Annotated in this window: 17 protein-coding genes and 1 riboswitch; of the genes, 11 read left to right on the top strand and 6 right to left on the bottom strand. The window is 52.6% G+C overall.

The genetic code is table 11. The annotated features are described in order from the left end of the window. Positions 1 to 76 precede the first annotated feature (76 nt). The 4 genes from AB4Z33_RS15385 (at position 77) to guaA (ending at position 7,163) form a co-directional block, all read left to right on the top strand. Positions 77 to 1,120: an AAA family ATPase gene (locus AB4Z33_RS15385; RefSeq protein WP_442050736.1), complete on the top strand. Its 1,044-nt coding sequence runs from the start codon at positions 77 to 79 to the stop codon at positions 1,118 to 1,120. Then, positions 1,117 to 2,493 carry a DUF58 domain-containing protein gene (locus AB4Z33_RS15390; protein ID WP_442050737.1) on the top strand — a complete coding sequence of 459 codons (1,377 nt, stop codon included), beginning with the start codon at positions 1,117 to 1,119 and terminating at the stop codon, positions 2,491 to 2,493. Before AB4Z33_RS15385 ends, AB4Z33_RS15390 begins: the two co-directional genes overlap by 4 nt. Next, on the top strand, positions 2,480 to 5,203 hold the full coding sequence (locus AB4Z33_RS15395) for a transglutaminase-like domain-containing protein (protein ID WP_442050738.1): 2,724 nt from the start codon (positions 2,480 to 2,482) through the stop codon (positions 5,201 to 5,203). The genes AB4Z33_RS15390 and AB4Z33_RS15395 overlap by 14 nt, the downstream gene beginning before the upstream one ends. Positions 5,204 to 5,624: 421 nt before the next feature. Then, entirely contained in the window at positions 5,625 to 7,163 is a 1,539-nt protein-coding gene (gene guaA / locus AB4Z33_RS15400) for a glutamine-hydrolyzing GMP synthase (protein ID WP_442050739.1), read from the top strand. Between the two features lie 91 nt (positions 7,164 to 7,254). Here the strand turns inward: guaA and AB4Z33_RS15405 are convergent, their stop codons facing one another. The 5 genes from AB4Z33_RS15405 to AB4Z33_RS15425 all read right to left on the bottom strand — a co-directional run bounded on the left by AB4Z33_RS15405 (position 7,255) and on the right by AB4Z33_RS15425 (position 10,484). Further along, positions 7,255 to 7,917, bottom strand: a complete 663-nt coding sequence (locus tag AB4Z33_RS15405; RefSeq protein WP_442050740.1) for a metallophosphoesterase — start codon at positions 7,915 to 7,917, stop codon at positions 7,255 to 7,257. Between the two features lie 130 nt (positions 7,918 to 8,047). Then, positions 8,048 to 8,563, bottom strand: a complete 516-nt coding sequence (locus AB4Z33_RS15410; protein WP_442050741.1) for a hypothetical protein — start codon at positions 8,561 to 8,563, stop codon at positions 8,048 to 8,050. Between the two features lie 31 nt (positions 8,564 to 8,594). Further along, a complete protein-coding gene (locus AB4Z33_RS15415; RefSeq protein WP_442050742.1) occupies positions 8,595 to 8,939 on the bottom strand; it encodes a hypothetical protein in 345 nt (114 codons plus the stop codon). Between the two features lie 245 nt (positions 8,940 to 9,184). Next, positions 9,185 to 9,958 carry a CPBP family intramembrane glutamic endopeptidase gene (locus tag AB4Z33_RS15420; protein WP_442050743.1) on the bottom strand — a complete coding sequence of 258 codons (774 nt, stop codon included), beginning with the start codon at positions 9,956 to 9,958 and terminating at the stop codon, positions 9,185 to 9,187. Position 9,959: 1 nt separating this feature from the next. Then, positions 9,960 to 10,484: a PadR family transcriptional regulator gene (locus tag AB4Z33_RS15425; protein WP_442050744.1), complete on the bottom strand. Its 525-nt coding sequence runs from the start codon at positions 10,482 to 10,484 to the stop codon at positions 9,960 to 9,962. A gap of 190 nt (positions 10,485 to 10,674) precedes the next feature. On the opposite strand from AB4Z33_RS15425, the gene AB4Z33_RS15430 reads away from it, so the two are divergent. From AB4Z33_RS15430 to AB4Z33_RS15460, 7 genes are all read left to right on the top strand, one after another. Continuing rightward, on the top strand, positions 10,675 to 11,532 hold the full coding sequence (locus AB4Z33_RS15430) for a helix-turn-helix domain-containing protein (protein ID WP_442050745.1): 858 nt from the start codon (positions 10,675 to 10,677) through the stop codon (positions 11,530 to 11,532). A gap of 157 nt (positions 11,533 to 11,689) precedes the next feature. Further along, positions 11,690 to 12,664, top strand: a complete 975-nt coding sequence (locus AB4Z33_RS15435) for an N-acetylglucosamine kinase (protein ID WP_442050746.1) — start codon at positions 11,690 to 11,692, stop codon at positions 12,662 to 12,664. Between the two features lie 47 nt (positions 12,665 to 12,711). Further along, entirely contained in the window at positions 12,712 to 14,019 is a 1,308-nt protein-coding gene (locus AB4Z33_RS15440) for a 6-phospho-beta-glucosidase (protein WP_442050747.1), read from the top strand. A gap of 338 nt (positions 14,020 to 14,357) precedes the next feature. Next, positions 14,358 to 14,975 (top strand): carbohydrate-binding protein, encoded by a 618-nt coding sequence (locus AB4Z33_RS15445; protein ID WP_442050748.1) that lies wholly within the window; start codon positions 14,358 to 14,360, stop codon positions 14,973 to 14,975. Between the two features lie 122 nt (positions 14,976 to 15,097). Then, complete coding sequence (srtB, locus tag AB4Z33_RS15450) at positions 15,098 to 15,877, top strand: class B sortase (protein WP_442050749.1); 780 nt, start codon at positions 15,098 to 15,100, stop codon at positions 15,875 to 15,877. Positions 15,878 to 15,944: 67 nt separating this feature from the next. Beyond that, on the top strand, positions 15,945 to 19,037 hold the full coding sequence (locus AB4Z33_RS15455; RefSeq protein ID WP_442050750.1) for a ThuA domain-containing protein: 3,093 nt from the start codon (positions 15,945 to 15,947) through the stop codon (positions 19,035 to 19,037). 168 nt (positions 19,038 to 19,205) lie between these two features. Beyond that, positions 19,206 to 19,306: riboswitch (purine riboswitch) on the top strand. Between the two features lie 118 nt (positions 19,307 to 19,424). Beyond that, on the top strand, positions 19,425 to 20,810 hold the full coding sequence (locus tag AB4Z33_RS15460; protein ID WP_442050751.1) for an NCS2 family permease: 1,386 nt from the start codon (positions 19,425 to 19,427) through the stop codon (positions 20,808 to 20,810). Positions 20,811 to 21,120: 310 nt separating this feature from the next. Here the strand turns inward: AB4Z33_RS15460 and AB4Z33_RS15465 are convergent, their stop codons facing one another. Next, the gene (locus AB4Z33_RS15465; RefSeq protein WP_442050752.1) at positions 21,121 to 22,044 is read right to left on the bottom strand and encodes a proline dehydrogenase family protein; all 924 of its coding nucleotides are present in this window, start codon (positions 22,042 to 22,044) and stop codon (positions 21,121 to 21,123) included. Positions 22,045 to 22,054 lie beyond the last annotated feature (10 nt).

A 22,054-nucleotide genomic window follows, 5' to 3' on the forward strand; every position in this document is an offset into this window, starting at 1 on the left:
TTCTAGCAGGTCTAAAGCGAGAGTAAGCTGGGGACACTGAAAAATAGATAGATTTATTTTTCAGGAGGCGAATTATATGATGAATGCTCCCCAATTGTCCGAGGAAGAAGATAAACTGCCGCATAGCCACTGGGCTGAACCGCCTCAAGTGTTATTGAATCGATTGCTAGTGAAGGTAGAGAGTGTCTTGCTAGGCAAACAAGACGTCATTAGACATACGCTTATCGCGCTGCTGGCGGGAGGGCATGTGCTGCTGGAGGATGTGCCAGGCGTTGGCAAAACGATGCTCGCGCAAGCTTTCGCCCGCGTTGTCGGCGGTGATTTCAAGCGCATACAGTTCACGTCGGATATGCTGCCGGCCGATGTCATCGGGGGCGTCGTCTGGGATGCGCGCTCGAGCGAGCTCGTATTCAGGCCTGGACCGATTATGGCGAACGTCGTGTTGGCTGATGAGATTAACCGTACTTCTCCGCGTACGCAATCCGCGCTGCTTGAAGCAATGGAGGAGCGGCGAATCAGCATAGAAGGGAAGACGCGCAGGCTTCCTGTTCCGTTCATGCTCATTGCGACGCAAAATCCGCTTAGCTTCGAGGGAACGAATACGCTGCCTGAGGCGCAGCTTGACCGGTTCATGATGCGGCTGTCGATCGGCTACCCGGCAGCGGCGGAAGAGAAAAAGCTGCTTGAGCAGTATGCCGACCGGAAGCGGGTCGAGCCAGAGCGGCTGCGGCCGGTTATTGCAACGCAGGAATGGCTTCAGATGCAGGCGGAGGCGCGCCAGACGCATATGCATCCGGCTTTAATTGAATATATGGTGCAGGTGGCGGCGGTAACGAGACGAGCGCCAGAGGTGCTGCTTGGACTTAGTCCTCGCGCTTTGCGAGACTGGCTGCGCGCTGCGCAGGCAAGCGCATATGTAGACGGACGCGGTTATGCGATTCCCGATGATGTGCTGGCAACGGCGGAAGCCGTCCTTCCGCATCGGCTTGCGATGCGTTATGTTGCATCCTCTAGCGCGCCCGATGCGCTCACCGTCATTAAGCGGGCGATTCGTGAAGTTCCTTGGCCGGCAGCGGCTGTCGGCGTAAGCGCAGCGCAAGGGGCTGGGAGGCGCAGATGAGCACTCGCCTGGATTCAGATGCGCTTATTGACGAGGATGAGATCATTTCTATTCGCGCTTATCGCACGAAGTGGTGGCTGTGGTGCCTGATTGCAGTCGGCTGGGGCTGCTCGGTTGCGGCAGTTATGATACGCGGCGGAGCGGTGGAATGGTTCATGGCGGCCGTGCTTACGATGATCAGTCTAATAAGCGGACTCATGCCGGCGCTTGCTGCCGCGGGGCTCAGCGCTGTTCGCAGCGTTGACGGAGTCATGCTGAGAGACGGCGGAGAGGCTGGCGTAAGGCTGTCGATTGCCCGGCGTGCGGCAATTCCGTTCATATGGGTCGCAGTACGCGAGGAAATCGCCAACGCTTATACGATGAAGGAAAGCCGCGTCGCATACGGGGCGGTATTCATTCCCCTCATGGAGAAGGACAAGGAGCTCGTATATAAGCTGCGCCGATTGCGGCGAGGAAGTCATTCCTTCGCGCCGATGTCGGTGACGGTTGGCGACTGGCTCGGTTTAACTGCCATTACGAAGCGAATGGACTGTCACTCGGAAGCGATTACCGTTTTGCCTGCCTTGCCTGCCTTGGAGCAAATAGACGAGGCTGATCGAGCTGCGCAAAAAGCAGCGGATGGCTCGGAGACGGTCTATACAGGTACGGGACGGGACGTAGGAGCGAATGCGCGCGAGGATAGGGCAGCTATAGCGAAAACGGCCGGAATCGGGCCTGACAGCCGGCCCTATCGTGACGGCGACTCGCTGCGTCATATGGACTGGCGGTCAGCGGCGAAGGGAAGAGGCTTGCAGACGAAGCTGCACAGCCAAGAAACACCGGCTGGCACATGCATTGTATTGGATACGTGCGCGGCAGGTTATGACGGAAATGACCGGTTATTCGACGCTTGCGCGGGCTGGGCGGCGCTTGCTGCTGAGCAAGCTGCAGTTACTGGAGCACAGGTGACGCTTCTAATGCAGCAAGGAGCAGGTATTAGCGCTGTTCGTTCGGGATTGGAAGGAGACGGCTTGACGCGCGTATCGGAGCTGCTGCTCGCGATGTCGCGCGCGAAGTGCGACAGCGGAGAGTCGATAGCGGCATTGCTGCTGCATGAGGAGCAGCTTATAGAGCGGGACGGCGCGATGCTTGCTTTTACCGGCGATTGGCGAAGCGGCAAGCAGTGGGGAGATTTGGCCGCTTATGCAGCATCCAAGAGCTGCAGGCTGGAGCTGTTCATCGCCGTACAGAGCGCTGTGCCGACTTTCGCGATGGGAGAGCAGCAGAAGTGGCTGGAGAGCAGCGGCGTGAAGGTGACATGGCTGCACATTCCGGCAATCATGAATGAGCTTCCTTTTGCAGAGGAAGGGGGCGAGCTGCATGTCTACGCCTAAATCTAATGCGGAAAGCAAATGGAGTGGAATAAAGCGGGGCGCAGCTTCGGCTTCTGATCGCAGTATCACGACGGATGAGCACTCATTGCCCTATAGAGCTGTGACGAGCCTGTTATTGTTTGGTTTGCTTGCGGAGTGGCTGCTCCCGTGGACGGATGCTGGCGAATGGGCGGCCATTTATCATCCGATGGCGCTGCTTGCTGTTATCGGCTGCGTACTCGCGGCAGGATTATTCCGTATGCCGATGGCGGTGACGATTACGTTCAGCGTCGTGCTCTGCGTGTTCGCTCTTGCTTTCATGTATAAGGGCGATAGTGAGGGTATGCTCGAGTGGTTATTGGGGTTTCCCGAGCTGCTTGGCGACGACTTCGCGATGATGGCTAACAACGGCTTGTGGGCGATGTCCGGAGAGCTTCGCACGCTTATGCTGCTTGCAGGCTGGGCGATGCTCGCACCGGCGCTTCAAGCGCTGCTATGGCTGCGCCAGACGGCAATCGGACTTGCCGGCATTACGGCAGGTTACTTAATCGTGCTTCATGCTTGGTTGGGTATTGATGTCATGGGCGGCTTACTTCGCACCGTTGCGGAAGGGCTGCTGCTTGGCGCTATCGTAACAGTCCCGCGAGCAAAACGTATTTTGGAGGCGGGAATAGGCGCGGTGAAACGTCTGGATACGGGCTGGCTGACGGGTTCATTATTCCTGGTGGTTACGATCATTGGTTGCGGCTTGTTGTTCGCCGGAGGCAAGGAGACGACAATGGCACCTGCCGGTTGGACACAATCGTTATCGCAGAAGATCGAACATGCCGTGAACGCGCTTGGCAGTCAAGGCGGTGGTTCCACGCCAACGTTTCAACGAGCTGGCGGCTTCGTGTCAAGCAGCGGGTTGACCGGCTACGGCTTTGACGACAGCCAACTGGGAGCTCCTCTGCGGAAGGACGGGCGTATTATTTTTACGGGTAGCTCACCGGTTGCTGCATATTGGCGGGGCGAATCGAAAAATTTGTATGACGGCAGAGGGTGGAGCAATGATTGGAGCAACGTGACGCTTATGCCGGTAAGGAAGTCTTCGGATGAAGATGCAGCGCAAGCTGTCCAGTCGAACGAAATTGGCGATGAAACGGTCATTCGGCAGATGATCGTCTGGCAGGAGTCTGTTGCTGCCATGCCGTTGTTTGCTTCGGGCAGCGACAGCCGGGTTACGGAGCTGATCGCTTCCGATCCGCGCAGAAAGCTCGGCAGCTTCATGTATAACGAACGAACCGATTCGCTGTATGCGCCGTCGCAATCGACGAAGGTGGAGCGATATACAATTGAAAGCGTAATGCCGGTAACAGACGGCGTAAAGCTGCGTGCGTTAAGCGAATACGAGGACGGACAGATGGCGGAGTATGGTGGTGAAGAGGCTGCGGCATCCGGACTGGATGAGGATCTAGAGCCTTATTTGCAGCTGCCGGAATCGTTGCCGGGCCGTGTCGTAGCGCTTGCATCCGAAGTCGCGGGCGGAGGCGTAACGAGCCGTTTCGATCAGGTGACCGCGATCGAAGATTATTTGCGTACGAGCTATACGTATTCGCTTGCAGACAGTACGGTACCGCCTGCGGGCGCCGACTTTGTCGATTACTTTCTGTTCGAGCAGCGAAGCGGCTATTGCGTCCACTTCTCCTCGGCGATGGTTGTCATGCTGCGGACGCAAGGCATACCCGCTAGATGGGTGAAGGGTTTTACGTCTGGCACTAAATTGGCGGACGATTCCTCGGCCGTGAGTGTGAGTGCTGGAGCTGCCGGCGGTTCAGAAGAGGATGCAAAGGCGGGCAACGGCGGCGTTCAGCTCGCTAACTACGCCGTCAGCGCTTCGGATGCGCATGCGTGGGTGGAAGTATTTTTCCCAGGCGCAGGCTGGGTGCCGTTCGATCCGACGCCGGGGTTCACCGGCGTCATGTCGGATGCGGATGCGGCGGCGATTAGCGCCGCATCGGGCAGTGGCGGCGCGGTTGGCGTCAGCGCCGGCGATATAGGCGAGGCGAGCTCGCCGTGGATGGCGGGCGCAGCCCGCTCGTTCGAGACGGCGGCGGAACGCGCTGCCTCGGCAGTTGCGCGAGCGGCGGATGCGCTCGCGGGGGCGGCGCAGAGCGCCGCCAAGGGCGCGGCGGCAGAGCCCGCCGCTGCCAGCGCCGCAGGCGCGGCTGTGCTGGCGCTGGCGTTAGCAGCGCTGGCTGCCGCGCAGCGGCAACGGCTGCGCCTGGCGCTGGCGCTGCGCCGCTATGGCGCGGCCCACGCCGGCGTTGCTCGGCGCGGCGGCGCAGCAGCACAGTCGCCACCGGCGCCGACGCTTGCGCCGCGCAGCCAAAGCGGTCGCGGCCGCGCATCGGCCTCGCCCGGCGGCGAAGAGACGCGCCTGCGCGAGCGCTTCGCCGCAGTCGCTGCGGCGCTCGCGCCGCTCATGCATCGCCGTCTCGGCGAGCGCGCGCCGCATCAGACGGCGCGACAATACGCAGCCGCAGCCGAGTACGGCTTAGCGGCAGCCCAGCAGGACGCTCTCCGCCAGATGACACTCTGGCTGGAGCAAGCGCAATTYGGCCGGCCGGGCCTCTGGTCCGGCGCGCCGATACCTGCGGAGCTGCGCGCTGTGCTGCGCACGCTCATCAAGCAGCCGCCGAAGGAGAATGTTCCTTCGGCAGACACCACGCCCCGCCACGCGAATCAATAATCGCGGCGTTGGCGCACAACCAAAAGGCCGTCCACGAGCAATCGGTGGACGGCCTTTCGTTCTGCTTCGCAGAAGGGACAGTACGGACTCAAATGACACGTATAGTCCATTTCACGTCCAATCGTCCTGCTTACGGACACCAGCGGCGCTAACAACACACAAAACAAGTCTGGTTTGGAGTGTAAAAGCCAAATTAGAGCTTCTCAGGTCCACAACACGCACAAACATACTCAAAAACCACAATTAGCGCGTCTACGGTCCGTAAACAAACCAACCCACGCGTGCGCCATACGCTCACTGCCCAAACTAACCCATCTCCAACACCCCAAACATTGCCAATTCGCACCTGCGAACGCATTCGCCTTGACTCGCTTAAACCCCCTTATATATAATTACTACATCTATTGAGGGAGGCTCGGTAATGACTAAGCAAAATGAAATCATCGTTGTTCTCGACTTTGGGGGACAATACAACCAACTAATTGCACGCCGTATTCGTGATTTGGGCGTATACAGCGAGCTGCTGCCTTACAACACGTCGGTGGAGCGGATCCGCGAATTGCAGCCTAAAGGCATCGTATTCTCGGGAGGACCGGCTAGCGTTTATGAGGAAAATTCACCGCTTGTAGATCCAGCGATTTATGATCTGAACATTCCAATCTTCGGTATCTGCTACGGCATGCAAATGATGTCGCACCAGCTTAACGGCAAGGTTGAACGCGCAGGCAAGCGCGAGTACGGCAAAGCCGAAGTTGACTTTGTGGAAGGCTCGCAAATCGGCTTCGGACTCGACAAAGTACAAACGGTATGGATGAGCCATGGCGACCATGTCGTTGAACTGCCTGAAGGCTTCCAAGTCGACGCAAGCACGGAGCATGCTCCCGTTGCGGCGATGAGCAACGCGGACCGCAAGTTCTTCGCGGTGCAATTCCACCCGGAGGTGCGTCATTCGGAGTTCGGCACGGATATGATCCGCAACTTCCTGTACCACATCTGCGACTGCGACGGCAACTGGTCGATGACGTCGTTCATTGATGATACGATTCAAGAGATTCGTAATCAAGTCGGCGACAAAAAAGTGCTTTGCGCCCTCTCCGGCGGCGTTGATTCCTCCGTTGTAGCGATCCTGCTGCACAAAGCAATCGGCGATCAGCTTACGTGTATGTTCATCGACCACGGCATGCTGCGCAAAGGCGAAGCAGAAGGCGTTATGGAAACCTTCGTAGGCAAATTCGATATGAAAGTTCTTAAAATCGATGCGCAGGAGCGTTTCCTTAGCAAGCTGAAGGGCGTAGACGACCCTGAACAGAAGCGTAAAATTATCGGCAACGAATTCATTTACGCGTTCCAAGAAGAGTCGGACAAGCTGGAAAACTTCGAGTTCCTAGCACAAGGCACTCTCTACACGGATATCGTAGAGAGCGGTACGGCTACTGCGCAAACGATCAAATCCCATCATAATGTCGGCGGCTTGCCGGAAGACATTAAGTTCAAGCTCGTTGAACCGCTTAAAGCGCTGTTCAAGGACGAAGTTCGTAAAGTCGGCGAAGAGTGCGGCTTGCCGGAAGCGATCGTATGGCGTCAGCCGTTCCCAGGTCCGGGTCTTGCGATCCGCGTGCTTGGCGAAGTGACGGAAGATAAGCTTCATATCGTACGCGAATCCGACGCTATTCTTCGTGACGAGATCGCGAAAGCGGGTCTTGACCGCGAGATTTGGCAGTACTTCACGGCGCTTCCGAACATGAAGAGCGTTGGCGTAATGGGCGATGCTCGTACGTACTCGTACACAGTAGGCATCCGCGCGGTTACTTCGATCGACGGCATGACGGCTGACTGGGCTCGTATCCCTTGGGACGTGCTCGAGAAAATCTCCGTCCGTATCGTCAATGAGGTCGACAACGTTAACCGTATCGTTTATGACATAACATCGAAACCGCCAGCTACCATCGAGTGGGAGTAAATATAGAGAGCGTGAAAGTCTTATTTATAAGGCTTCCACGCTCTTTTTTTTGTTTATCCGCAACATTTTGCAACCAGTCCAAATTCCAAATTTATTTACTCTTCTTTACCACATATTCCTGCCACACAAAGCTGCCGTCATCTTGTTTTCTCTTCTCAAAACTGGAGTATTTGCCTGAAACCGTATCATACTTCAGAACAGGTATTGTTTTGCTCACACGAGTATCACCGTCGATATAGAAGTGGCTTTGCTTGTCCCAAAAAACCTTATCATTATCGGCTTTTCCGGTGATTTCAGATGTCGATATATGCCCTGCAATGACGTCCTTTAAGAATTTGCCTGTTGTATGAGGGTATTTGTTGCAAAAATAATAGTTTTCCGATCCCCATTTCCACAATTCCTCTGCTTCTTCATCAATGCCGGCATGGACAAAGATCTGCTTTTCAGTTTCATAATAGAATGGCAAGCCTCTGAGCCAAGTAATAATAGCAGTATCATGAAATAAACTGGCTTTGGATCGTATATCCTCTAAAAACATGAATTCGTGATTGCCGGCCAAAACGATAACTTGATCTTTGTAGTTCTCTTGCAGTTCTTTGATGAAATATAGGATGGTAACATCCTGCGAATGTATGTCTATGTAGTCACCCAATAAAATCAATTGGTTCTCTCCGCTCCAATCAATTAAGCTTAGCGTTTCTTTGAATAGAGCTAATTCCTCATGGATGTCTGACATTGCGTAGATATATGCCATGTGCAATCCTCCCGCTATAAAGTTGAGCGTAGAAAGTCCGATTTCAAAACAGTGGGAAGTAGAAGTGATATGCTATGGGTTGATCCGTATCGGATGGTATAGGTTTGTCAGAGGAGTGCTGCTCGCGATATTAACTCCAAGCTTCTGAAAAACCAGCAACAACTTTTACTAAGTACTCATATGTAAAACCCCGTTTACCGGGATACTGTTTATCTGCAATGACTTTTAATCGTTTGTACAAATCCGAATCTTGTGGCATCTTATTTCTGACCGCATGAATGGAATCTTCTTTTGCATCGTTGCTGAAAGTAGCATGCTCAATACGGAAATGGTTCAGAATAAGCCATTCAATAGGCTCGGAAGCCTTTACAAAAGGTTCGATTTTTTTTAATGACTCTAAATTTTCTTCGGCCCATAAATACCAGTTGTTGAGAATTTTCTTGGCGGTTGGTATATAAACTTTGCATTCCATGACGGTTTCAAGTTCTTTCACGAAATCCTCAAATTCAGAATCATACTCTACACCTTGCGTTTTATTTAAGTTTTGAGTTTGGAAGTAGGTTATTCGTGATTTGTACATTTGGTTGATCCCATGACAATTTGTTTCCACATACTTGATTGTCTTAATCATTTCACTTGATTTCATATTTTTCCTCCTCGATCTATTGTGATTTACTTTACTGTTGCTTTGAAATATCCTCGTTCATTTCAAGCAATTTTGCAGCTTTCAAAATCAACCGAACCACGAATGATTTATGAACCCTTGCAACATGAAAGATATCTTTGAAATCCACTTGCAATTCTTCAATGCATTTTAAAACGGAGAGCTCAAGATTAAGCGTCGTACTATAATCGATTTCACCTTTTTCGCTGCTTTGATATTCATATGGAACTTTAGCATCTCTAACCTTTTCCCAGTTAACCGATTTTCTAATCGGAAAAACTTCTCTTACTTTTTGATTAATGATKTATCCATAAGTAGGGGAAACTCCCTCAGCCTTCTCCATTTTTTGTTTTTCCATTCGAAGAATGACTTCGGCTTCATGACTTAGTCTCATTTGTATTCGCATTGGAATATCTCCTTTCAGTAGACTACGAAGTCTATGTGACTACGTAGTCTACTATACTGCGTTGCCGCATGTTTGTCAAACCTTTTGTAACAATAAAAAAATACTCTCTTTATGTGCGTTGTTACGCAAATAGAAGGGAGTATTTTTTCCTGTATGAAATCCAATCAAACTGCAATTTTGGTTTCATTCGGCTCTGATTAGTTTAAATTCCCGTAGTTGTGCGAGAGCTTTTGGGAGAGGACAGCGACATTTCTCTGACCGGATACGATCAGCCACACGAGCTGGGCGATTAGAATAATGATGACCAGGTAGTCGTACAGGTGCGTGCTTGGGGTATTGCCCGTGAAGTTAATGAAGTTATGCAGGCCGTGAAAAATGATCGTTAACCAAATCGCGCGATGTTTAGCAACGAGTAGGGCAAGGACGAATCCGAGAATGAACGCATAGACGATTTGGAGTATCGTATCCTGCATGGACTGGCCGCCAAGCGCCTGCAGTGCATGCGTTATGCCGAAGAGAACGCTGGATACGCCAACCGCGATGGCTTTGCCCTTCTGCATCAACGCCCGCAGCATAATGCCACGGAACAGCGTCTCTTCAACAAATCCAACCAGGAATAGCTGGGATAGAAGCATATAGACAAAATAGGAAGCAGGCTGCGCTTGAAAGCCATGATTTGCGATCATCAGGACAATTAAGATAAGCAGCAACGGCAGGTAGTCTGCCCATTGTCTGGCCGTCAGGCTGCGAAGGCTGCCGAAATAGAACATGCTCCATCTATTGGTCACGGACAAGTAGATCAACAGAAACAAAGCGATGGGCACAAAGCCAAGAAACGGAGCGAGCGGATGCGTCATTTCCGTTATGGAGACATAAGCGCTGCCGCCGGCGACGCACACGATTAAGGCAAGCTCGATCAAAATCAGGATTAGATAGGGACGTTTCACCGCATAGTCGTTTTGTGTTTTCATGTTAAAACTCCTTTTTGTTCATAATTTGTTTGAGCCATTCATTCTCCATTTGAAAAAATTGCAGACCGTAATGCACCGTAGAGACGCGGTAGTAGTACTGATCCTTATTTTCAAGCTGCTCCAGCTCTTTGGACACAATGGCCTGAACCGCGTTCATCTGCTTGATTTGAAGCTCTATGGAACGCTGATAGTCGCTTAGGTTGCGTTGCCTTGTCTCTTCATCGAGATAGTCGTAGAAAAAGATCTTGACCATATATTCGCGTTTGTTCGACTTAAGCGGCTCACGCAGCCATGTGATGAAATGCCGCTGCCCCTTCTCGGTTACGGCGTACAGCTTCTTGTTCTTACTGTCATTCGTTTCCTCCTCGGTAACATAAGCCTCATCCACGAGACGTTTTAATGCCGGATACAGACTTCCATAGCTCATTTTGTAAAAGATGCCGATCGTCTGCTCCGTAACCTTTTTAATATCGTAGCCGCTCATTTTCCCCTGTATAAGCATGCCAAGCGTAACAAGTTCAATCATGGAATGTCGTTCGCTCCTTTTTATAAAAATATATCCATTTGATATATCCATTTGATACATTTAATTTAGCCGATTTCCCTTTTGTTGTCAATAAAGTATTTTGATCAGTTTCTTACCTGGCAATGAAACGCTATCTCGGCTCTGCTATAATCAAGGGATTAGCAATAAGATAACGGGGGAGAACGCCGCGATGAACAGTCCATCTACGACGATTACAAAGGATGAAATAAGATTTGATCCATCCTTTCCTATGACGATTACGCAGACGCGCGGCGTGAGTCCGACCTTTCAACGGCTGCATTGGCACAAGGCGCTTGAAATTAATTACATACGAGAGGGAAGCGGCTATTACCTTATCAACGGCAATCGCTACGACTTCCAGCAAGGCGATATTGTGCTGATCCACTCGAATGACCTGCATCGGGCTTTCGAATCGGAAGGGCTTGTTATGACCATCGTGATGTTTGATCCTGCCTACTTGGCACTGGAGCACCGGTATGACAGGGAGCTGCTGCTTCCCTTCCGCGAGCTTGGCGCATCGCTCGAATACGTGTTGGACCGGGACCATCCGCAGTTGCCAAGGCTGCAAGAGGCAATCGCGGTCATGTACGATGAAAACGCGCGCAAGGAAGCCCATTACGAGACGATCGTCCGGGCACAGCTTATTCAGTTTGTTGCGCTTGCAGGCCGCTACTTCATGAGGAGAGAGAGCGGCGGGAGCCAACCGCTCCGGGGAATGGAGACCATGCGGGAAGTGCTTCATGCGATCGAAGCCGATTATGCGAGGCCATGGACGCTGCGTTCACTGTCCGAGCTCGCCCATCTCAGCCCATCGCGATTCAGTACGCTGTTCACGCAGGTGGTAGGAACGTCGCCGATGGATTATTTGATTCAGCTTAGGCTGGCGCATGCTGCAAGCTTAGTGCGGGAGAGCGATATGAAGATGATTGAGGTGGCCGAGGCTTGCGGCTTCCGCAACTTGTCCAACTTCAATCGCCTGTTCAAGCACTATTTCGGCCTATCGCCGTCTTCGTTGCGAAGAGGGTGAAAACAGTAAGATAGTATCATTGCATCGCGCCATTGCAGGAGAGCGCGGTGCTTTTTTGTTATATGATAGTCGTAACAAAAGAACGAAAGTAACGATCATTCGGAGCACGATGCCCGGTACTTGATATTCGGCTCGATACTTCGATCAGATAAAGGATGTGAGATTCATTTTATTTCTAGGCGTAGATGCGGGAGGCACCAAGACACACGCTTTGCTCGTCGATGAAGCAGGCCGTGTGCTCGGCCAAGGATATGCGGGCAACGGCAACCATCAGACGGCATTCGCACAGGCTGGAGTGCATATCGACAAAGCGTGCGGGGAGGCGCTGCAGGCGGCAGGCGTGACGAAGGAGCAGGTGGACTTCGCCTACTTCGGTCTTGCCGGTGCCGACCGAGAGCCGGATTATGTTATATTGCGCCCGATGATCGGGGCGCTTGGCTTCGGGCAGTACGCGATTGCATGCGATACCATGATTGGCATGCGGGCGGGAACGACCCGCTCCTATGGGGCGGTCATCATTAGCGGTACGGGCTTTAATGCCGCGGCCCGCAATGCGAAGGGTGAGGAGCTGCAATACGGCGGCTTCGGCTACTTGTTCGGCGACGGGCAAGCTTCGGGCTCCGATCTGGCGATTCATGCGTTCCGCAGCGCGATACGCGGATGGGAAGGCAGGGAGCAGTCAACACTGCTGAGCGACATCGTTCCGAAAGAGCTAGGTTATCTTTCGGTGAAGGCGATGTATGATGATGCGCTGGATAACGGCGTCCGACCGCCGAGAACGCTTGGCAAGCTGGTGTTCCAAGCCGCCGCTCAAGGCGATGCGGTGTCGATTCGTATTTTGCAGCAGGCGGGACATGAATTGGCGGTTTCGGTTAATGCGCTCATTAAGCGGCTCGGCATGCAGCAGGATGTATTCGATGTGGTGCTGACGGGCAGCGTGCTGTCGCGAGGCGCAACGAATCATATGGTTGAAGCGATCAAGAAATCGGTTGGCGAGATTGCGCCAAATGCGAGCGTCGTGAAGCTATCGGTCGATCCTGTCGTTGGTGCGGTCATGAGCGCAATGGATCAAGCGGGTATTACGATCGATGAGGCGTTGGATAAGGCGCTTAGGCAGATCACGTTCCAATAAGTATCAATTAAGTATTTACCATATCCATTACGGGGAGGATAATCGCTATGAACAAACAAGGCTTGAAAATCGCAGTCATCGGGGGCGGCTCTTCTTACACGCCCGAGATCGTTGAAGGCTTCATTAACAAATACAATGAGATGCCTATTCGCGAGCTATGGCTCGTCGATATTGAAGAGGGCAAGCATAAATTAGAAATCGTTGGCGAGCTAGCAAAACGTATGGTGGAGAAGTCAGGGCTTCCGATCAAAGTGATGCTGACGCTCGATCGGCGCGAGGCGATCGCGGGCGCAGACTTCGTTACGACGCAAATGCGTGTCGGCTTGCTTGCAGCAAGACGCCGCGACGAGCACATTCCAATCTCGCACGGCGTGATCGGTCAAGAAACGACAGGGCCGGGCGGAATGATGAAGGCGCTGCGCACGGTTCCCGTTATTTTGGACATTTGCCGCGATATCGAGGAGTTGGCGCCGGACGCTTGGCTGCTCAACTTCACGAATCCTGCGGGCATCGTGACCGAAGCGGTACTGAAGCATAGCAAGGTGAAGACGGTTGGCCTTTGCAATTCGCCAATCAACTTCCAAAAATTTGTCGCGAAGGAGTACGGCGTATCGGAGCGCGAGGTGTTGCCCGAATTCGTAGGCATTAACCATCTGCACTGGGTGACGGCCGCTTATGTGAACGGAGAAGACAAGCTGGAAGAGATGATCGAGGGCGGCAGAAACTACTCGGCAACAAATGTGACGGCCTTCGATTGGGATTATGATTTCTTGTCGTCGCTTGGCGCGATACCGACTTATTATCTGCGATATTTCTACATGACCGATGTTATGTATGCGGAGATGAAGGAGTCAATGGAGAAGAACGGTACCCGCGCGGAAGTTGTAAGCCGTGTCGAAGCGGAGTTGTTCGAGTTGTACAAGGATGTGAATCTAAGCGAGAAACCAAAGCAATTGGAGAAGCGCGGCGGTGCGTATTATTCCGAAGCTGCTGTTAACTTGATGCATTCCTTGTATACCGACAGACGTGATATTCAGACGTTGAACGTTCGCAATAACGGCATTATTCCGTTCCTCCCCGAGGACGCGAGCATTGAGGTGAACTGCGTCGTGACGGCGCAAGGCCCGATCGCTTTGCCTCCGCAGCGCGTTCCCGAGCAAATTAAAGGGCTGCTGCATGCGGTCAAAACGTACGAATCATTGACGATAAAAGCGGCTGTAACGGGTGACAGAGGCATTGCGCTGCAGGCGATGGTCCATCATCCGCTTGTTCCAAGCATCGCCGTAGCGAAGCAATTGCTGGACGAGATGCTGGAGAGCAATAAAAGCTACTTGCCGCTATTTTTTGCGAAATAAAAAAGAAATTCATATGGAAATCGCCAGCCCTTGCCTGAGCTTCTCGGCAGGGGCTTTTTTGTATTCATCCTCATGCAAAATGGTCGCTTATAGGTCTACAGTATTGCATTTCACTCGAAAATTTAATTTTGTCTTATATTGGATTTTTTGAAGAAATCGTATGATTCCTGTGTAAAACGATTTTTGGTTAAAAATGCAATATTAAGTTATGAAAGCACTTCCATTTTGTTGGAGGTGAAGGGGGGAACGGCCGATCCACTCAGGGGTCGCACACTTGCCAGGATGGGTAGACAGAACGATATGAAGTCAATCATCTAAAATGACGAGGAGTGTTTTCCATGAAAAAAAGGTATTCGGTTACGATTATGGTTCTCGTGTTGTTCGTATTAAATTCCGCGATTGCTTTCGCCGCTATCGATCCTTACAGCCCGATCGCAACTTCCGCTAACACGGAGCTGAACAGCGACTCCGGCAAGTTTTCCGATGGCAATGGTCCCCGCATTGAGGACAACGAAAACAAAAATATCGGTTATATCGTAGCAGGCAACTATGCCAAATACGGCGAGGTTCAATTCGGCGATGCGGGCGCTTCCAAAGTGAAGATCGAGGTAGCCACACCGTCGGAAAGCGGCACGATCGAGGTTTATACAGGTGCGCCGACAGGCACGCCGATCGCAACGATAGAATATAAGTCGACAGGCGACTGGCAGGCTTACCAGTGGTTCGAAGCGCCGGTTTCCGGCGTGACGGGAACGCAAGACTTGTTCGTTGTATTCGTCAGCGGCGACCTCAACGTGCGCAACGTTCAGTTCGAAGCGGCAGACGGCGCGGCGGCACCGGCGGCGGAAGCCAATCCGAAGACTGGCGATTCAGGCGTCATGCTCTATGTAGCGCTTGCGGCTGGAGCTGCAATGCTCATGGTTGTATCGAGAAAAAAATTCGCGAAGCAATCCTAATAACGAATGACTGATTTAACATAAGCAAGCCAATGAGGATGTCCCTTTGTCATAATGATGGCGAAGGGACGTTCCTGTTAGAGGGCATAGCGGGCTCACGAACGGGGAACGGAGTGAATGCGATGAACGCTTGGTGGGAGACAAGAATACGGCAAGCGCTGCTCGTTATCGGCGCTATTGTCTTTTTGTTTGCGAGCATTCGGATCGCGGACTATTACATGGACGGCTACAAAAACAAGAAGGTGTACGCGGATTTCCGGAGCGCCTATGCCGAGCCGCTCGAGGAGCAGCTTCCCGAGCCAGCAGGGACAACTGCCGGAACATTGGCTGACGAACCGGAGGAGCCCATAATCAATCCGAAGATTGCGGCACTGCAGGAAACGAACAAGGACATTGTAGGCTGGGTCCGCATCGAAGGAACTTCAATCGATTACCCGGTCGTGCAAGGGGAGGACAATGCTTTTTATTTGAAGCATGACGCGGAAGGCGGCAAGAACAAGGCCGGCAGCATCTTTATGGATTACCGCAATGACGCAGGCGGCGATAACCGCAATACGATTGTTTACGGACATTACATGAAAGACGGCACGATGTTCGGGAAGCTGCAAAACTACGAAAGCTGGTGGACGTTCGATCGATTGAAGACGATTGATTTCGAATTGCTGACGGGGGACGAAGAGTGGGTTGTCTTCTCCGCTTATGTAGCCGATCCATCCTTCGATTATATTCGGACAGAGTTTGATTCGGACGAACAGTTTCAGTCGTTTTTGGACGACATTCAGAAGCGGTCGCTTCATCCGTCTAATGTGAAGCTGACGGCAGACGACAAGATTTTGACCCTATCGACCTGCTCCTATGATTACGACAATGCCAGGTTTGTCATTCACGCCGTACGGCGTTGAGGTGCGCAAATCCGTTTTAATTACAAGTTAACGGCTCTATTGCCGGGCAAGGGAGAGATTACGCTGCATGATGGCCAGCAAAGGTAACAGAAGGTCGACCTTAATATACGTGGCGATAAGCGTCGTTGCTTTAGCCGCGCTATTCACTTATTTGTTTTTGACGAAGGACAAGAGTGAGAGCGATCCCGATCACTATCGGGTTCTCGTCTTGAGCAAGACGGATGGCTTTCGGCATGACGCTATAGAAGAAGGAATTGCGGCTATTCGTGTTCTTGGCGAGCAGAACGGCTTCGAGGTGGATGCGACCGAGGATACGTCCGTGTTCACCGATGAGGGACTTGATCCTTATGCGGCAGTCGTCTTCTTGAACACGACGGGAGAAATATTGGGCTTCCAACAGATGGAGGCGTTCGAGCGATATATTCAAGCGGGCAAAGGTTATGTCGGCGTCCACTCCGCTTCGGATACGCTTCATTCCTGGCAATGGTATATGGATCTTGTTGGCGGCATGTTCGTCGATCATCCAGCCGTCGTATCGGCGGAGCTGCAAACCGCGGATCGCGCGCATCCCTCGACGGCCTCGTTAGCTGCCAAATGGACGCATACCGATGAATGGTACAATTTTATGGCTAATCCCCGAGGTGCTGTCCATGTGTTAATGACGGTCGACGAGAGCACGTACGAAGGCGGCAAAATGGGATATGACCACCCCGTTGCGTGGTGTCAAAACTATGACGGGGGCCGCTCCTGGTATACCGGGCTTGGGCATACGAAAGAAAGCTATACGAGCGAGCCGTTTCTGCAGCATCTATTAGGCGGAATTTCCTGGGCGGCCGGCGCGGCGGAAGGCGATTGCGCCGCAACCGTATACAGCTCGGCCAATTACCAGAAGCAGGAGCTGATGACCGGCTTGAGCGCTCCGATCGGACTTGACTTCGCGCCTGACGGGCGCATCTTCTTCATTGAGATTGGCGGAAGCGTTAAGGTGAACGATCCAAAGACCGGCATTACGACGTTATCCGCCAAACTGCCGATCGTTGAAGGCAATGAGCAAGGGCTGCTCGGTATGGCGCTTGATCCGGAGTTCGGCAAGAATAACTGGATCTACTTGTTTTATTCGCCGACCGGCGCGGCCGAGGAGGATGTGCTGTCAAGGTTCGAGGTGAAGGGCGATGAGGTGGACTTAACGACGGAGAAGGTCATGCTGCGCGTGCCTACCCAGCGCAAAGAATGTTGCCATCATGGAGGCAACCTGGAATTCGGGCCTGACGGCAATCTGTATCTGTCGACGGGCGACAACACCAATCCGTTCGAATCAGACGGTTATGCGCCGACAGATGAGCGGGACGGCAGATCAGCCTGGGATGCGAGAGGCACTTCCGGCAATACGAACGATCTAAGGGGCAAAATATTGCGTATCAAGCCCGAGAGCGACGGCACGTATTCGATTCCGGAAGGGAATCTGTTCACGGATGGATCGGGTAAGCCGGAGATCTATGTGATGGGCGTCCGCAACCCGTATCGTATGGGCTTCAGTCCATACGACAACGCACTCTATTGGGGCGACGTAGGTCCGGATGCAGGAGCGCCGAACGTGCTGCGCGGTCCGGTCGGCTACGATGAGATCAACCGGGCGACGGAAGCGGGCAATTACGGCTGGCCGTTCTGCTCCGGCGATAACGAGGCTTACCGCACGTACAATTTCTTGATGCGCGTAGCGGGCAAGGCGCAGGATTGCGCGGCGATCGTCAACGACTCGCCGAATAATACGGGGGCGAAGCAGCTGCCTCCGGCAATTGGAGCAATGGTCTACTACCCTTACGGTCCAAGCGAGAAGTTCCCAGGCATTACGGACGGCACAGGCCGTACGGCAGCCGTAGCCGGCGTGTACAAATATGATCCGGATCATACGAATCCGTTCCGCATGCCGCGCTACTTGGACGGCTCGCTCATCGCATTTGACTTCTCCCGCGAATGGTTCAAGGAAATCAAGTTCGACGACCAGGGCAACCTGATGCAGGTCAATCCGTTCCTTCCGAACATTAACTTCGATCACCCGATCTACGCCAAGATCGGACCGGACGGCAGTCTGTATGTGTCGGAATTCGCAAGCGGCTCGATCGACGGCAAAATCTCCCGCATCGTCTACAGCGGGGCAGCGGGCGATCAGCCTCCGGCCGTGCAAGCGGTCGCCAGCGCGACGAACGGACTTGCTCCGCTTGCGGTATCGTTCAGCACCGAGGGCACGACCGATCTTGAAGGAGGAGAGATGCGCTACGAGTGGGACTTCAACGGCGACGGACAGAACGATTCCAAAGAACCGAATCCGAGCTATACGTACGAGAGCAACGGCAACTACTCGGCCAAAGTAACGGTTATCGACGCCCGTGACAATGCTGCGTCGCTCATTATTCCGATTACGGTCGGCAACCGGGCGCCTACGATTGAGTTCGTCTCTCCGGCAGCGCAAGGATTGTTCGCTTGGGGAGATACGATTGAATATGAAGTGAGGGTGCCGGACGCAGACGATGGCAGCATCGATTGCTCGAAGGTCATGGTGACGCCAGCGCTCGGTCATGACGAGCACGCCCATCCAAGTCCAACCCAAAGCGGCTGCAAAGGCTCGTTCGTATCGGTGAAGAGCGACACCAATATCGAGAATACGTTTCTTCTGCTTACTGCGACGTATACGGATAACGGTACTGCAGAAGCCGCTCCGCTGACTAGCGCCGTATCCATCAAGCTGTTGTCTACGGATCGCCAAGCGGAATATTACAACGAGAAGAGCGATGCGCCGAAGGCTGAATTGACGCAGGATGAAGGCGGAGGCAGCAATATCGGCTTCATCGAGAACGGATCGTGGCTGGCGTTCACCGATATGAATCTCATTAACATTACCGGCGTGAAGGCGCGCGTATCGTCGGCTGGATCGGGCGGTACGATCGGGATGCGGGTCGGTTCGCCGGACGGCAAGCTGATCGCAGAGATGAAAGTTCCGGTAACGGGCGATTGGCAGAAGTGGGAGGACGTATCGGCCGACTTTACGGAAACGCCGGTTGGTCCGAACGATATATACTTCGTGTTCACCGGAGGCGAGGGCTTCCTGTTCAACATTAACAAATTCGATTTCATCGGGCGGGGGATAGCTTCAGGCGAATAATAGCAGATAGTCTTGGCATAGTTATGGAAAATAGTTCAAATATTAGGTCAAAGGACTTGCTTGCTTCGTTTGGAAACGCTGTAATCGCGAATATTGGCAACTATTGCAGCAAACATTATTCGCCAAATAGCATTGACAAAATCCGTTCTCACTTCTAAAATTGGAGACGGAAAACAACAGCATATTTTTCGTATAATCTCAAGAATCGGCTTGAGAGTCTCTACTCGGTCACCGTAAATGACCTGGCTACGAAAATGGGAAGAAGCGCGCCACGGTCCGGCGTGTATACTTTTTCCGTTTTTGCAGAGCCTAGGAAAATGTGGTAATCACATTGTCGCTAGGCTTCTTTGTTTGTTCCACCACAATTTTGGGAGGTTATTGATCAAAATGGAACGTTTCTTTCGCTTAAAGGAACACGGGACAAATGTCAGGACAGAGATTATGGCGGGGCTGACGACTTTCATGACGATGGCATACATATTGGCCGTCAATCCAATCATACTCACGCCGACAGGACTTGACTGGACTGCAGTATTTCTTGCTACGGCGCTTGCAGCCGGTATTTTCACGATTGCAATGGGTCTGTTCGTCAACTTCCCGGTAGCGCTTGCTCCAGGTATGGGCCTTAATGCGTACTTCGCATCCGTCGTTATCGCTTCGGCGGCAACGGATCAGCCTATTTCACCGGCAATGGGGCTAACGGCTGTCTTTATTTCCGGTATTATATTCATCATCCTAACGGTTACGCAAATTCGTCAGATGCTTCTCACGGCAGTGCCGGACAGCTTGAAGCATGCAATTACGGTCGGTATCGGCTTGTTCATTACGGTTGTCGGTCTGAAAAACAGCGGCCTGATGACAATCGCCGTATCGAGCTTCACGGATATTAAAGCAGGCGATTTCACGCCTGTCAGCGGTTCGGAAACGGTTATGGGGCTTGGCAGCTTCACGGACGGTTCGGTTGTACTTACAGTTGTAGCACTGCTTCTAATCGGCATCTTGATGGTGCTTCGCGTACCGGGCGCTATTCTGTGGGGCATCTTGGGCACGACGGTAATCGGCATTATTTCTGGGGTAGTCGACGTGAAGGAAGCGTTGACCGACAAAACATGGGTTCCGGACTTCAGCAAGCTGAACTTCTGGCACTTCGACTTCGCGGGCGTGTTCGATGTTGGTCTCGTAACGGTTATCCTGACGTTTACTTTTGTCGAATTGTTCGACACGTTCGGAACGCTTGTCGGTACGGCTAACCGTGCCGGCATCATGAAAAATCCGGAAGAAGGCAAGAAAAAAGTCGGCAAAGCGATGTTCGTTGACGCCATCGGCGTAAGCGGCGGCGCGATACTCGGCACAAGCACGGTAACGGCTTTCGTCGAGAGCTCCGCAGGCGTAGCGCAGGGCGGACGTACAGGTCTGACTGCGGTTACGACAGGCATTTGCTTCTTGCTTGCGATCTTCTTGTCGCCGCTTGTAGCGCTTGTTCCTGGCGCAGCAACGGCAGCGGCTCTTATTATCGTCGGCGTGCTGATGATGCAATCCGTGAAAGAAATCGACTTCTCGGATCTTGTATACGCGATTCCAGCTTTCTTCATCATCGCGTTCATGCCATTCACTTACAGCATCGCTAACGGCATCTCGTTCGGTATCGTAACGTACGTCGTGCTTGCGACAGTAGCCAACCTTGCAAAAAAAGGCAAATACAATGTTCACTGGCTCATGTGGGTACTGGCGGTTCTCGTTATTTACCGTTACGTATTCATGGGCGGCGAATAAAACAAACAGGAAGGAGCAGCGCTGGACCGGCGCTGCTCCTTTGTTTTGTTTCCGATATGAAGCACCTCATAGAATAGTGAGGGTTATCTCATTATTTTCGAACATATTCATCTGCTCGTCTGATTTAGTGAGGCAAATCTCACTGCCCATGAAGCTAGGTTCACGAGCAATGAGGTTTGCCTCACTATTTTTGCGATTAGCGCTGACAGATGCTGAAATAAGTGAGTCCGACCTCACCAACAGTGAATATAAACTCACAATTTGCGCCTGCACCAGTTTGGAGCTTGATCATTCAGTTTAATACCATAAGCTACTTGAACATATTCCTTAGCACGAGCATCAGGTTGGCGGGTTTCTCGGCCAGGCGGCGCGTATAGTATGGATACCACATGACTCCATAAGGGACGTAGCAGCGTATCCGGTAACCTTCCTTGGCGAGCTGAGCTTGCTTGCCCGATCGAAGGCCGTAAAGCATCTGAAATTCGAACCGGTCTTTGGCGATGCTGTGCTCGCTTGCGTATTGCTTCACCCAGTCGATGATATGGTCATCATGCGAGGCGATGGCCGTGTAGACGCCTTGTTCAAAGTGAAGCTGAGCGAGCTTCTTGAGTTGGCTGCGAACGTCATTCAGCTGCTGATAGGCGACGGATTCGTTTTCCTTGTATGCGCCCTTAACGAGGCGGAGGTTGACGTTCTCGCGGATCATATCTGCCGCATCCTGTTCGGTTCGGAATAAGTAGGCTTGCAGCACGGTGCCGACATTCGTCAGTCCTTCCTTATGGAGTCTCCGTACGATGTCGATCGTTGCCTGGGTATGGGGCGAATCCTCCATATCGATCCGGACAAAATTGCGGTGATGCCTTGCGCGCTTCACGACATCGCGAATATTGGACAAGCAGGCGCCTTGATCAAGCGCGAGTCCCATCTGGGTCGGCTTCAGCGAGACATTGGCGTCGACCTTGCGTTCGGCAATACCGTCGAGCAGCTTCACGTACTGCTCCTTGTAGGCCGTTGCTTCGCTAAGCTGTTTAATGCCTTCGCCCAGATGGTCGAGCGTAACCATAATGCCAATCCGGTTCAGCGTCTCCGCTTCCTCCAGCGCTTCCGCAAGCGTATCTCCGGCGATGAATTTGCCTGCCAGCTTGCGTCCATAACGTATGGACAGCTTCTCTACGGCAGGAATGCCGGCGACCGTCAGCAGCGACTTGCGATACCATTTACTGCCTATGCCCATCTATACAGCT

The sequence above is a fragment of the Paenibacillus sp. 2TAB19 genome (assembly GCF_052115185.1).
GTDB lineage: Bacteria > Bacillota > Bacilli > Paenibacillales > Paenibacillaceae > Pristimantibacillus.

Bases quoted from the DNA above. Each gene is read 5' to 3' on its own strand.
- AB4Z33_RS15425 (WP_442050744.1), bottom strand. From the start codon at position 10,484: ATGATTGAACTTGTTACGCTTGGCATGCTTATACAGGGGAAAATGAGC.
- AB4Z33_RS15460 (WP_442050751.1), top strand. From the start codon at position 19,425: ATGGAACGTTTCTTTCGCTTAAAGGAACACGGGACAAATGTCAGGACA.
- srtB (WP_442050749.1), top strand. From the start codon at position 15,098: ATGAACGCTTGGTGGGAGACAAGAATACGGCAAGCGCTGCTCGTTATC.
- AB4Z33_RS15465 (WP_442050752.1), bottom strand. From the start codon at position 22,044: ATGGGCATAGGCAGTAAATGGTATCGCAAGTCGCTGCTGACGGTCGCC.
- AB4Z33_RS15405 (WP_442050740.1), bottom strand. From the start codon at position 7,917: ATGGCATATATCTACGCAATGTCAGACATCCATGAGGAATTAGCTCTA.
- AB4Z33_RS15390 (WP_442050737.1), top strand. From the start codon at position 1,117: ATGAGCACTCGCCTGGATTCAGATGCGCTTATTGACGAGGATGAGATC.
- AB4Z33_RS15410 (WP_442050741.1), bottom strand. From the start codon at position 8,563: ATGAAATCAAGTGAAATGATTAAGACAATCAAGTATGTGGAAACAAAT.
- AB4Z33_RS15430 (WP_442050745.1), top strand. From the start codon at position 10,675: ATGAACAGTCCATCTACGACGATTACAAAGGATGAAATAAGATTTGAT.
- AB4Z33_RS15420 (WP_442050743.1), bottom strand. From the start codon at position 9,958: ATGAAAACACAAAACGACTATGCGGTGAAACGTCCCTATCTAATCCTG.
- guaA (WP_442050739.1), top strand. From the start codon at position 5,625: ATGACTAAGCAAAATGAAATCATCGTTGTTCTCGACTTTGGGGGACAA.
- AB4Z33_RS15440 (WP_442050747.1), top strand. From the start codon at position 12,712: ATGAACAAACAAGGCTTGAAAATCGCAGTCATCGGGGGCGGCTCTTCT.
- AB4Z33_RS15455 (WP_442050750.1), top strand. From the start codon at position 15,945: ATGATGGCCAGCAAAGGTAACAGAAGGTCGACCTTAATATACGTGGCG.
- AB4Z33_RS15385 (WP_442050736.1), top strand. From the start codon at position 77: ATGATGAATGCTCCCCAATTGTCCGAGGAAGAAGATAAACTGCCGCAT.
- AB4Z33_RS15445 (WP_442050748.1), top strand. From the start codon at position 14,358: ATGAAAAAAAGGTATTCGGTTACGATTATGGTTCTCGTGTTGTTCGTA.